Genomic DNA, 12,575 nt, shown 5'->3' with positions numbered 1-12,575 from the left:
CACTTGTAAACTAAAATTATGAAAATACTAGTAACCGGAGGTCTAGGATTTATTGGTTCCCATACGGTTGTGGAACTTCAGGCAAAAGGATTTGAGGTCATCATCATTGATGATTGCTCTAATGCCGATGAAAAAGTGCTTCAGGGTATAGAAAAAATATCAGGAAAAAAACCAATCTTTGAGAAATTCGATTTAAAGGAACGGGAGAAAGTCGAGGACTTCTTTCAACGTTACCCAGATGTGGAGGGAGTTATCCACTTTGCGGCTTCCAAAGCCGTAGGCGAAAGCGTTGAAAAACCTCTGTTGTATTATGAAAACAATATTGGCACCTTGGTCTACCTTCTCAAGGAATTGAGTAAAAAGAAAAAGGCCAGTTTTATATTCAGTTCATCTTGTACGGTTTATGGGCAGGCGGATACAATGCCCATTACTGAAAACGCCCCTGTAAAGGAAGCGGAGTCACCTTACGGTAATACAAAGCAAATGGGCGAGGAAATCATTAGGGATACCTGCAAGGTAACCCCTAATTTAAATGCCATTGCGTTGCGCTATTTCAACCCCATGGGAGCACATCCCAGTGCCGAAATAGGGGAGTTGCCCATTGGGGTGCCACAAAATCTGGTGCCATTTATTACCCAAACGGGCGTGGGACTTAGAAAGGAACTTTCAGTTTTTGGGGACGATTATCCCACGGAGGACGGAACCTGTATCCGAGATTATATATATGTCGTTGATTTGGCAAAGGCTCATGTCGTAGCCTTGGAACGCTTGTTGGCCGGGAAAAATACCGTTAATTATGAAGTCTTTAATGTAGGTACGGGAAAAGGAAGTTCGGTTTTAGAGGTTATTGGTAGTTTTGAACGAGTTTCAGGCAAAAAATTGAGCTATAAGATCGTAGGAAGAAGACCGGGTGATATCACAACGGCCTATGCCGATACTACCAAGGCCAATTCCGTGTTGGGGTGGAAATCACAATATACTTTGGACGAGGCCATGAAATCTGCCTGGGATTGGGAACAAAAAATCAGAAAGTGATTTCCTGAGTAAGGAATCGGTTCTAAGGGGAAATATGGTTATATTTCCCCTTATTTATTTTAGATATGTATCGTATGAAAAAACTACTGGTATTTTTTATGTTTTCGGTACTAGGCCTGGTGAGCGCCCAGGACACCTACCTCCAATGTGGAAAAATTTTGGATGTTACATCCGGCAAGCTGCTTGAAGAAAGGACTATTGTTGTTTCCGACGGAATGATAAAAAGTATCCGAAATGGCTTTGTTTCAGGTACTAATGCCGATCAGGTAGTGGATTTGAAATCAAAGACCGTCCTACCCGGTTTTATTGATATGCACGTGCATATTGAAAGTGAATCCAGCCCTTCCCGATACTTGGAGCGATTTACCAAGAACGAAGCCGATGTTGCCTTCCAGTCCACCATCTATGCCAAGAAAACTTTGATGGCGGGATTCACCACCGTTCGTGATTTGGGTGGTTCTGGCGTGAACATCGCGCTAAGAAATGCCATCAATAAGGGCACCATTGTTGGGCCTAGAATATTTACGGCCGGTAAGTCCATTGCCACTACGGGTGGTCATGCAGACCCCACGAACGGTACTCGGGATGACCTTATGGGGGATCCGGGTCCAAAGGAGGGTGTGGTAAATTCCCCGGAAGATGGTAGAAAGGCAGTGCGCCAGCGCTATAAGAATGGCGCGGATGTCATCAAGATAACGGCAACAGGGGGCGTGCTGAGCGTCGCCAAAAATGGGCAGAACCCCCAGTTCACCGTTGAGGAGGTACGGGCGATTACGGAAACGGCCAAGGACTATGGAATGCTCACCGCCGCACACGCCCATGGTGATGAAGGTATGCAGCGGGCCATAAAAGGAGGGATCAAGACCATTGAGCATGGAACGCTGATGTCCGAAGAGACCATGGAATTGATGATTCAATACGATGCGTATTTGGTCCCAACGATTTCGGCAGGTCAGGAAGCGGCACGGTTGGCAAAGATACCGGGATACTTTCCGCCGGTGGTGGCCAAGAAAGCCTTGGAAATTGGCCCCTACTCGGAGAAGACCTTTGCCAGGGCCTATAAAAAAGGCGTGCCCATTGCCTTTGGTACGGATGCGGGTGTATCGCCCCATGGGGATAATGGGAAGGAGTTTGGATACATGCATCGGGCTGGCATGCCCATTCTTGAGACCTTGCAGGCGGCAACGATTACCAATGCCAAACTTTTGGGCATGGAGACTTTAGGACAGATAAAGGAAGGTTTTATAGCCGATATTGTCGCGGTCAACGAAAATCCCTTGCAAAATGTGGGCGCCTTGGAAGATGTCGTTTTTGTAATGAAAGGGGGCGAGATCTTTAAATCGGTATCTGAATAGGAAATTATACGGAGAAGGTGGGGGAAAAGAAGGTATTGGAATTATTGCAAAGGTCACAGGAAGAAGGGCTTTATCTGGATTTGTTACAGCAAATAAAGAAGGATTTTCTCTTGGCGAACTGCAATTTAAAACTGGAAGATGCTATTTCTCCCCAAAACCTGTCCCTCCTGGTAAAGGAAAAATTGTACGTATTGCTCATGGAACGTTTTGATGAGTACCTAAACCTGCTGTATGTCATCGATGTCCCTGAACATACACTTCGACAAATAGATGCCATGGATGCCGTAGAGGTCGCGGAGCAAGTATCTTTTTTTGTTTTGGAAAGGGAATTGAAAAAGGTACGATCAAAAAGGCGTTATGGAAACTGACCTTAAAAAAACACACGAATGAAGGGCAATAAAGCATTGGTATAAATACTTCTATCCTCATCGAATAGGAGATTATACCTTAATCCTACCGTTACATTATACGTACTGTATCCAATTCCTAAAAATAATGCCGGGGACCAATAATTATCCTTTATAGTGTTGGGAAAGGCTTCAAAGGTTCTATTAATTCTCAATTGCTCCAATTCTGCGGAGAGCTGTATTTCCGGAATGGGATTGTAAAGGGAAAGAAGACTGCCTCCATAGGCCATTAGTTCGTCATCGTCGAATTTCGCATAGTTGAAATTGAGACTCGTCCCGGCAGAAAACCGGTCGCTAAATGGATAAATAGCACTAGGCGATACGGAAGCATTGAAACCACCGCTAAAAAAGTTAAGTCCAAGACTTCCCCCGTACCTAACATCCCGCCAAAAACTGTTGGTTATTTGGGTATTTTGGGAATAAATAAAAGACAGGGCGCACACTGAAAGACAAGTCAAAAGGATTTTTTTATCCATTGATTTTAAAAATTTGTTTGAAACCTTAAAATTTTCCAATAATACCAATCAGCATTCCGTTAGATATTGTAAATGTTGTATTTTTGTACAAATTTCTTCTAAAGATACAGAAAGTAATTCATGGATAAATATTCCTTTTTGAATGCTGTTCATACCTCCTATTTTTCCGAGTTATATGATAAGTATTTGATCAATCCGGATAGTATTGAACCTAGCTGGCGTGCCTTTTTTCAAGGCTTTGATTTCGGTATTGAAAGTTCGTTGGACGAATTGGATATCGACCCAGAAAACAGAAGTACCGTTACCATTAACGGCAACCAAGTGGAAATGCCGGAATCCTTGCAAAAGGAGTTTCAGGTCATTAGGTTGATAGACGGTTACAGGAGCAGGGGGCATTTGTTTACAAAAACGAACCCCGTTAGGGAAAGAAGGCAGTACGAGCCCACATTGGACATCGTGAACTTTGGTCTTACGGAGGCCGATTTGGATACGGTCTTCAATGCCGGCGATATCATTGGGATAGGGCCCAGTACGCTTCGCGAGATAATCGCCCATTTGACCAGTATCTATTGTGACTCCATAGGTGTGGAGTATATGTATATCAGAAAGCCGGAACGGATCAAATGGATTCAGAATTGGATAAATGTAAACGACAACCACCCCAATTTTAGTCCGGAGCGTAAAAAGCATATTCTAAAGAAATTGAATCAGGCCGTTTCCTTTGAGGGCTTTTTGCATACCAAGTACGTAGGCCAGAAACGATTTTCACTGGAGGGTAACGAATCCTTGATTCCCGCGTTGGATGTCATAGTGGAGCGTGCCGCGGAAATGGGCGTAAAACAATTTGTAATGGGAATGGCCCATAGGGGAAGATTGAACGTACTAACGAATATTTTCGGGAAATCCGCAAAGGATATTTTTAGCGAGTTCGATGGAAAGGATTATGAGCAGGAAATATTTGACGGGGACGTGAAATACCATCTGGGCTGGACTTCGGACCGCATGTCCGATAACGGAAACCAGATACGTATGAACATCGCACCAAACCCATCGCATTTGGAAACAGTAGGTGCAGTAGTTGAGGGTATTGCCAGGGCGAAGCAGGATGCCCATTATCAGGACGATTTTTCAAAAGTGCTACCTATTGTGGTGCACGGCGATGCCGCCATTGCAGGCCAAGGCTTGGTCTATGAAGTGGTCCAAATGGCCAATTTGGACGGCTATAGGACAGGAGGAACCATACATATAGTAGTAAACAATCAAATTGGTTTCACCACAAACTATTTGGATGCAAGAAGTTCCACCTATTGTACCGATGTTGGTAAGGTAACTTTAAGTCCTGTACTCCACGTCAATGCCGATGATGCGGAGGCCGTAGTCCATGCCGCTTTGTTTGCCCTGGAATATAGGATGCAGTTCGATCAGGACGTATTCTTGGATCTTTTGGGATATAGAAAATATGGCCACAACGAAGGTGACGAACCTCGGTTCACCCAGCCCAAACTATACAAGGCCATCGCCAAGCATATGAATCCACGGGATATTTATGCAGAACGTTTGATCAAGGAAGGTGTCATAAACGAGGGTTATGTGGCTGAGCTTGAGAAACAGTATAAGGATAGTTTGGAGGTAAAACTGGAAGATTCCAGGAAAGAGGACAAGACCATTATTACGCCGTTTATGGCCGATGAATGGAAAGGTTTTGAGAATGTGCGCGAGTGGGAGATGATGGACCCCATCGATACCACCTTTGAAAAGGAAAAACTGACCGAGATCGCCAAGGTCATAACCGAATTGCCAAAGGGTAAAAAGTTTTTACGCAAGGTGGAGAAGTTGGTGAAAGACCGACATAAAATGTACTTTGAGGACGACTCCTTGGACTGGGCAATGGGAGAACTATTGGCCTACGGGACCCTACTGCAGGAAGGTTTTGGGGTCCGTATGTCCGGTCAGGATGTGGAGCGGGGAACTTTTTCGCACAGGCATGCGGTCATGAAAGTTGAGGAAAGTGAGGAGGAAGTGTTGCTTCTGAACAATATTTCAAAGGAACAAGGAAGGTTTCAAATATATAATTCGCTCCTATCAGAATATGGTGTGGTAGGCTTCGATTATGGGTACGCCATGGCAAGTCCCAATACCTTGACCATTTGGGAAGCCCAATTTGGGGACTTCAGTAACGGGGCCCAGATTATGATCGACCAATATATATCGGCGGCAGAGGATAAATGGAAGCTTCAAAATGGTCTGGTAATGTTGTTACCACACGGTTATGAAGGTCAAGGCGCGGAACACTCTTCGGCCCGTATGGAAAGATACCTCCAACTATGTGCAAGGGACAATATGTATATCGCAGATGTAACCACGCCGGCCCAAATGTTCCATATCCTTAGGAGACAAATGAAAGCGAATTTTAGAAAACCGCTTATTATCTTTACCCCAAAGAGTTTGTTGAGACATCCAAAGGCAGTTTCTACGGTGGACGAGCTGGCGAATGGTAGTTTTAAGGAAGTGATAGACGATGCTACGGCAGATGTCAAGAAAGTAAAAAGCTTGGTTTTCTGTACCGGTAAGTTTTATTACGACCTTCTTGCCGTTAAGGAGGCATTGAATCGGGATGATGTGGCCTTGGTCCGTGTGGAGCAATTGTTTCCACTGCCAGACCAGCAGATGAAGGACATTATCGCAAAATATAAAAATGCGGACGATATAGTTTGGGCTCAGGAAGAACCAAGAAATATGGGCGCATGGAGCCACTTGATGATGCATTTTAGCGATGTGGGCAAATTTAGGGTGGCCTCCAGAAGGTTTTATGCCGCCCCGGCCGCCGGTAGTGCGGTAAGGTCCAAGGCCAGGCATCAGCAAGTAATAGACTATGTCTTTGATAAGACCAAGGATAATATGTCCAAACCAAAATAACAAGAATTAAGAATAGCAAATAATAGAAAGAATGATTCTAGAAATGAAAGTTCCCTCACCTGGGGAATCCATAACGGAAGTTGAGATAGCGGAGTGGTTGGTTGAAGATGGCGATTATGTAGAGAAGGATCAGGCCATTGCCGAGGTCGATTCTGACAAGGCAACCTTGGAATTGCCGGCGGAAGCAAGCGGGACAATAACCTTAAAGGCCGAGGTTGGGGATGCTGTAGCCGTGGGTGCCGTTGTGTGTCTTATTGATACTAGCGCCGAAAAACCGGATGGGGCAAGTAAAGCTGCAAGTTCCGCGTCGGGTGGGGACGAAGGATCCTCAAGTAATGCCGCAAAGGATTTGGATAAACAACGAGAGGAAAAGGATACGAAAAAGGAAAGCGAAAAGGCGCCCCAGCCCCCTCAGGCAAAGGAAACCTACGCTTCTGGAGTGGCTTCGCCAGCTGCAAAGAAAATTTTGAACGAAAAGGGAGTCGAGGCTTCCAGCGTTACAGGAACCGGAAGGGATGGAAGAATTACCAAGTCAGATGCCATGAACGCAAAGCCATCCATGGGCTCACCTGTTTCTGGAGGAAGTAGGGGCGAGACCCGATCTAAACTATCCATGCTGCGAAGAAAAGTGGCGGAACGTTTGGTTTCGGCAAAAAATGAAACAGCCATGTTGACCACTTTCAACGAAGTGGATATGTCCCCAATATTCGAGTTGCGAAATAAATACAAGGACGATTTTAAAGAGAGACACGGTGTAAGTCTAGGGTTTATGTCCTTCTTTACCAAAGCAGTCGTAAGGGCCTTGGAAATGTACCCTGCCGTTAACTCCATGATAGATGGTAAGGAAATGGTGTCCTACGATTTTTGTGATATAAGTATTGCGGTATCAGGTCCAAAAGGGTTGATGGTTCCTGTAATCAGAAATGCGGAAAATCTTTCCTTTAGAGGTATTGAGGCCGAAGTAAAACGTTTGGCGATACGCGCAAGGGAAGGGGAGATAACGGTAGATGAAATGACAGGCGGTACCTTCACAATTACCAATGGTGGCGTGTTTGGTTCCATGTTGTCCACCCCTATTATCAATCCGCCACAAAGTGCCATTTTGGGAATGCATAACATCGTGGAGCGTCCCATTGCTAGGGATGGTGCCATTGCCATAGCCCCAATAATGTATGTAGCATTGTCTTATGACCACCGAATTATTGATGGTAAGGAATCCGTCGGGTTTTTGGTGGCCGTAAAAGAGGCCTTGGAGAGTCCGGAAGAATTACTGATGGGCAATGATGTTAAAAGGGCATTAGAAATGTAATTCCATATGTACCTAAAAATAAAAGCACCGAAATATCGGTGCTTTTTGCTTTTATAACTTTTTGACCTTTAGGTACAGTGCCTTCTTTTTGTAATCGATTATGGCTTTACCTTCGTTCAGCACATCGGCACCAATGATGCCATCAACGGGTTCCGCATCATGACTTATAAGGGCAGTATTGACGTGAACAAGATCGAACAACACTATTTTCAGCTTCTTGTGGCGCCATTTGCCAATATCTATAGTGTTTTTTTTGGAGGTGAGCGTTTCCATGTCGGTGGCCCCGGCTCCGGCCGCTTTTATTTTGGATTCTTTGGATTTCAAATTAAAATAATCGATTTTGTCAAAGCCGATACACGTATTGGAAGCTCCTGTATCCAGAATAAATCTTCCCGGTGTACCATTGATAATAGCAGAAAACTCCAAATGATTTGTTTTGGTAAGGGTCAGGGGAATTTTGTCATATCCCTTTTTCTTTAGGTATTTTTTTAGGGAGTGCATAGAAGTTTAGTTTACATCAAATGATGGGGCGAATACTTGGATTAGGCTTAAAAAAGTCAAAGATAAACCTATTTTTGCGGTATGATTATAACGGACACCCATACACATTTGTATAGTGAAGCATTTGATGAAGATAGGGAAGGCATGATTCAAAGGGCCATGGACCAAGGAGTCACCCGATTTTTCGTTCCGGCCATTGATTCCACGTATACGGAGCGAATGTTGCAATTAAAGAATCGCTTTCCTGAAAATGTTTTCTTGATGACGGGGCTTCATCCAACACATGTTAAAGAAAATTTTGATGAAGAGCTTCGGCATGTGGAAGATTCGGTAAAAAAGCGGCAATATTATGCAATTGGTGAGATTGGCATCGACCTGTATTGGGATAAGACTTATTTAAAGGAACAACAGGAAGCTTTTGCTAGGCAAATACGACTTGCAAAAACCATGGAGTTGCCCATCGTTATTCATTGTAGGGATGCCTTCGATGAAGTATTTGATGTATTGGAGCAAGAAAAAGGAGGATCGTTAAGAGGTATTTTTCACTGTTTTACCGGAAATTTGGAACAAGCGGAGCGGGCATTATCATACGATATGAAGTTGGGAATAGGCGGGGTTGTAACGTTTAAGAATGGAAAAATTGATACTTTTCTACATCAAATCGACCTGTTGAATATCGTTCTTGAAACGGACGCACCTTATTTGGCACCTGTGCCGTACCGGGGGAAGCGAAATGAAAGTGCCTATGTTGTGAACGTCTTAAAAAGGGTTGCCGAGATTTATGGCATGGAGGAAGCGGTTGTGGCCGCTGTGACTACTGAGAATTCAAAGGAGGTATTTGGGATTTAAATTATAAAGTAAGGTTTGGACACAAGAAAAATTCTTTTGATGTATACGGGGGGAACCATAGGAATGGTAAAGGACTACCAAACGGGGGCTCTCAAATCCTTTGATTTTAATGAACTTTTAAAACATGTTCCGGAACTGAACCAATTGGACTGCACTATAGAAACCATTTCCTTTGAAAACCCATTGGATAGTTCGAACATGAATCCCGCCGAGTGGGTACGAATTGTCACCCTGATCGAGGAACACTATGAAAATTATAACGGTTTTGTAATCCTGCACGGAAGCGATACGATGAGCTATACGGCATCGGCATTGAGTTTTTTATTGGAAAACCTGGATAAGCCTGTCATCCTTACCGGTTCGCAGTTGCCCATTGGGGATTTACGTACGGATGCCAAGGAGAACCTGATAACATCCGTCCAGATCGCCGCCCTTCAAAAAAATGGAACATCGGTCATTAGGGAGGTGGGCTTGTATTTTGAATATAAATTATATAGAGGGAACAGGACCACTAAGATTAATGCAGAAAACTTTAGGGCTTTTGCATCATTAAACTACCCGCACTTGGCGGAATCCGGAGTACATTTGAATGTGTTTTCGGAATATCTTTTGCCTTTGAAACGCAATAAAAATTTGATAGTTCATAAAAAAATGGACGAAAATGTGGCTTTGGTTAAATTATTTCCGGGAATGAACAGGTTCGTATTTGAAAATATATTAAAAACCGATGGACTGAAGGCACTCGTCTTGGAAACCTATGGTTCAGGAAATGGTCCTACCGCAGATTGGTTTTTGGATTCTTTAAAAAAATCAATAGCTGAGGGCTTACATGTTATAAATGTTACACAGTGTTCTGGGGGCAGTGTGTTAATGGGTAAATATGAGACCAGTTCCGCGCTAATGGACATGCAAGTAATTAATGGTAAGGATATTACCACGGAGGCGGCAATTTCAAAGGCAATGTACATACTCGGGAGTGGGGTGTCAAACAAACACTTTAAGACAGTTTTCGAGACCTCATTACGTGGAGAAATGCACTAAAATTAACGGGTAATATTTTATTGTCTAATATTTTTTTTGTTATTTGCCCCACCTTAAAAAAGGCGAAAAATAGAGAGGTGGCCGAGTGGTCGAAGGCGCACGCCTGGAAAGTGTGTATACACCAAAAGTGTATCGAGGGTTCGAATCCCTTCCTCTCTGCGAATAAGTTTTACTTTTTTTATATTGATTTTTTTTTATCTTTAACCCTATTAACTAACTAATTTAAGTTTGAAAAAATGAAAAAATTATTTCCAAGCCTAGCTGTTGCTGGGGCGTTTGTAGCAGGTACAAATATGGTAAGTGCAAAAGTGGCGGCGGTAGCTTTGCTTGTTCAAGACGCGGCTCCTGAAGCGGATAGAGGATTTACCCAAGTGTTGAAAGAGCAGTTCATCCAAGGTGGTGCTGGCTTCATGGGGATTGTACTTTTGTGTTTGATTCTTGGTTTGGCCGTTGCTATTGAAAGGATTATCTATTTGAATATGGCCAGTACTAATACTGCCAAATTAAAACAACAAGTTGAGGATGCATTGGCATCTGGTGGAGTTGAGGCCGCTAAAGAAGTTTGTAGAAATACAAAAGGACCTGTTGCTTCTATATATTACCAAGGTTTGGATAGGGCTGGAGAAAGTGTTGAATCTGCAGAAAAAGCTGTTGTGGCATATGGTGGTGTTCAAATGGGTCAGTTGGAGAAGAATGTATCTTGGTTGTCCTTATTTATCGCCATTGCACCGATGCTTGGTTTCATGGGTACGGTAATTGGTATGATTCAGGCCTTCCAAAAAATCGCTGCGGTTGGTAACTTGAGTGCCTCTCTTATTGCAGGTGATATTCAGGTGGCGTTGTTGACTACGGTATTCGGTCTTATTACGGCTATCATACTTCAAATTTTTTACAACTATATTATCGCCAAGATTGATAGTATCGTAAATGATATGGAGGATTCATCGATCACTTTGATTGATATGTTGGTAGACCACAAAAAATAAGTTCCACATTCAATACCTAAAAATAATATCATGCAAAAAATTATAAAAATAGCATTGATTGTCATTGGCTTACTAAGTGCGGTACTTTGGTATATGTTGCCAAGTAGTGACATGCCGGCAGCCGAGGCAGCTCAAAGCGGAGCAATGAACGGAATGTTCGTTATCACATATATTCTTTTAGGAATCGCTGTGGTAGCTGCATTGTTGTTCACCTTAAAAAATTTGTTTTCTAATCCTCAAGGCCTAAAAAAGACGCTATTTGTAGTTGTTGGGTTGGCAATAGTCGTTGGTATTTCATACGTACTTTCAAGTGGTACGGATGTAGCACCTGAGTACATGGCTATGTCTAGCGAGTCTACGGTGAAAAAAATAGGAATGGGATTGAACGTGTTTTTCATTTTGACGGCAGTTGCAGTTGTTTTGATGGTTCTTCCTGGGGTTAAGAAACTATTTGGTAAATAAAAAATAAGTTATGGCTAGAAGAGCAGGAGCACCAGAAGTAAATGCAGGTTCCATGGCGGACATAGCGTTTCTACTGCTCATCTTTTTCTTGGTAACTACTACTATAGAAACGGATGCAGGTTTGGACCGTATGTTGCCTCCAATTGAACCGCCCGATCAAGATGTTGTAATTAAGCAAAAGAATATCTTTCAGGTAAACATCAACAAAAATGGTCAGTTACTGGCTGATGATGAGTTGATAGAAATTTCGGATTTAAGGGAGAAGGCCATGGCGTTCTTGGATAACGGGGGAGCACCTCAAGGAAGTCCCGATTATTGTAGCTACTGCAAGGGGTCTAGAGACGCATCTTCATCTGACAGTCCGGCAAAAGCGATTATCTCCTTAAAGAACGATAGGGAAACAAAGTATTCTACCTATATCACCGTTCAGAATGAACTAGTGGGGGCCTACAATGATTTAAGGGATAGGGAAGCACAAAGATTATATGGTAAGAATTTCGTGGAGATGGAGGCAGAATACCTTAATCCTGAAACTTCGGACGAAGCGAAGGAGGAGCTTAAAGAAAAAGTTCAACGTATTCAGGAGTTATTTCCTCAAAAATTATCCGAAGCTGAAACCACTACCAATTAATAAAGAAGAAAAACTGAAACACTATGTCTAAATTTGCAAAGAAAAAAGATGGTGAAGTACCTGCGGTCTCAACCGCATCGCTTCCTGACATTGTATTTATGCTTTTGTTTTTCTTTATGACGGTAACGGTTATGAAGGATAGTTCCCTAAAGGTCGAGAATGTGTTACCCAATGCCAATGAGGTCAAGAAATTGGAGAAAAAGGATAGGGTAATTTACATATACGTAGGTAAGCCAACTAGGGAGTACGAAAAGGTATATGGAACGGAGCCTCAAATACAATTGAATGATAAGTTTGCCAAGCCATCGGAGGTAGGTGACTATATCTTAATGGAAAGAGCCAAGAAACCTCAAGAATTACAGAACGTATTGACCACTGCTTTAAAAGTTGATAAAAATGCCAATATGGGTCTTATATCAGACATTAAGCAAGAGTTACGTAAAGTGAATGCATTAAAAGTAAACTATACAACGTATGAAGGGGACGCCTTTAGGAACCTTCAATAGTTTGTAATTTTTCAAACTTATAGAAAGCGCTTCAAATTTTTTTTGAAGCGTTTTTTATTCGTATCAACAAGGATATTAATACCTTAAGGCACGAGCAGCTT

13 protein-coding genes and 1 tRNA gene are annotated in these 12,575 nt (G+C 42.8%); 12 read left to right on the top strand and 2 right to left on the bottom strand.

From position 1 onward, the window contains the following. The first annotated feature begins 18 nt into the window (after window positions 1-18). The 3 genes from galE (at window position 19) to F0361_RS03225 (ending at window position 2,758) form a co-directional block, all read left to right on the top strand. Window positions 19-1,035, top strand: coding sequence for a UDP-glucose 4-epimerase GalE (gene galE, locus F0361_RS03235; RefSeq protein WP_211361137.1), 1,017 nt, complete (start codon window positions 19-21; stop codon window positions 1,033-1,035). Between the two features lie 74 nt (window positions 1,036-1,109). Then, the gene (locus F0361_RS03230; RefSeq protein WP_154917197.1) at window positions 1,110-2,390 is read left to right on the top strand and encodes a metal-dependent hydrolase family protein; all 1,281 of its coding nucleotides are present in this window, start codon (window positions 1,110-1,112) and stop codon (window positions 2,388-2,390) included. 17 nt (window positions 2,391-2,407) lie between these two features. Continuing rightward, window positions 2,408-2,758, top strand: coding sequence for a hypothetical protein (locus F0361_RS03225; protein ID WP_154917196.1), 351 nt, complete (start codon window positions 2,408-2,410; stop codon window positions 2,756-2,758). A 2-nt stretch (window positions 2,759-2,760) separates the two neighbouring features. Here the strand turns inward: F0361_RS03225 and F0361_RS03220 are convergent, their stop codons facing one another. Next, window positions 2,761-3,273 (bottom strand): alpha-ketoglutarate decarboxylase, encoded by a 513-nt coding sequence (locus F0361_RS03220; protein WP_154917195.1) that lies wholly within the window; start codon window positions 3,271-3,273, stop codon window positions 2,761-2,763. A gap of 120 nt (window positions 3,274-3,393) precedes the next feature. Between F0361_RS03220 and F0361_RS03215 the strand changes: the two genes are divergently transcribed. After that, window positions 3,394-6,189 (top strand): 2-oxoglutarate dehydrogenase E1 component, encoded by a 2,796-nt coding sequence (locus tag F0361_RS03215; RefSeq protein ID WP_154917194.1) that lies wholly within the window; start codon window positions 3,394-3,396, stop codon window positions 6,187-6,189. Window positions 6,190-6,220: 31 nt separating this feature from the next. After that, window positions 6,221-7,498 (top strand): 2-oxoglutarate dehydrogenase complex dihydrolipoyllysine-residue succinyltransferase, encoded by a 1,278-nt coding sequence (odhB, locus tag F0361_RS03210; RefSeq protein WP_154917193.1) that lies wholly within the window; start codon window positions 6,221-6,223, stop codon window positions 7,496-7,498. A 51-nt stretch (window positions 7,499-7,549) separates the two neighbouring features. On the opposite strand, the gene F0361_RS03205 is transcribed toward odhB, so the two are convergent. After that, window positions 7,550-7,999 (bottom strand): retropepsin-like aspartic protease family protein, encoded by a 450-nt coding sequence (locus tag F0361_RS03205; RefSeq protein WP_154917192.1) that lies wholly within the window; start codon window positions 7,997-7,999, stop codon window positions 7,550-7,552. Between the two features lie 81 nt (window positions 8,000-8,080). Here F0361_RS03205 and F0361_RS03200 point away from each other — a divergent pair, with 81 nt between their 5' ends. The 7 genes from F0361_RS03200 (at window position 8,081) to F0361_RS03170 (ending at window position 12,474) form a co-directional block, all read left to right on the top strand. Next, window positions 8,081-8,848: a TatD family hydrolase gene (locus F0361_RS03200; RefSeq protein WP_154917191.1), complete on the top strand. Its 768-nt coding sequence runs from the start codon at window positions 8,081-8,083 to the stop codon at window positions 8,846-8,848. 15 nt (window positions 8,849-8,863) lie between these two features. Beyond that, window positions 8,864-9,889, top strand: coding sequence for an asparaginase (locus tag F0361_RS03195; protein ID WP_154917190.1), 1,026 nt, complete (start codon window positions 8,864-8,866; stop codon window positions 9,887-9,889). Window positions 9,890-9,960: 71 nt separating this feature from the next. Continuing rightward, a tRNA-Ser gene (locus F0361_RS03190) sits at window positions 9,961-10,048 on the top strand. 77 nt (window positions 10,049-10,125) lie between these two features. Then, window positions 10,126-10,875: a MotA/TolQ/ExbB proton channel family protein gene (locus F0361_RS03185; protein ID WP_099545962.1), complete on the top strand. Its 750-nt coding sequence runs from the start codon at window positions 10,126-10,128 to the stop codon at window positions 10,873-10,875. A 30-nt stretch (window positions 10,876-10,905) separates the two neighbouring features. Beyond that, window positions 10,906-11,337 (top strand): hypothetical protein, encoded by a 432-nt coding sequence (locus F0361_RS03180; protein ID WP_138258813.1) that lies wholly within the window; start codon window positions 10,906-10,908, stop codon window positions 11,335-11,337. A gap of 10 nt (window positions 11,338-11,347) precedes the next feature. Next, complete coding sequence (locus F0361_RS03175) at window positions 11,348-11,968, top strand: ExbD/TolR family protein (RefSeq protein WP_154917189.1); 621 nt, start codon at window positions 11,348-11,350, stop codon at window positions 11,966-11,968. Between the two features lie 23 nt (window positions 11,969-11,991). Next, complete coding sequence (locus tag F0361_RS03170) at window positions 11,992-12,474, top strand: ExbD/TolR family protein (RefSeq protein ID WP_125221272.1); 483 nt, start codon at window positions 11,992-11,994, stop codon at window positions 12,472-12,474. Window positions 12,475-12,575: the final 101 nt, after the last annotated feature.

It is taken from the genome of Maribacter flavus (assembly GCF_008386635.1).
GTDB lineage: Bacteria > Bacteroidota > Bacteroidia > Flavobacteriales > Flavobacteriaceae > Maribacter > Maribacter flavus.
The sequence above is the reverse complement of the archived record's forward strand: the minus strand, read 5'-3'. Positions and strand labels throughout refer to the sequence as shown.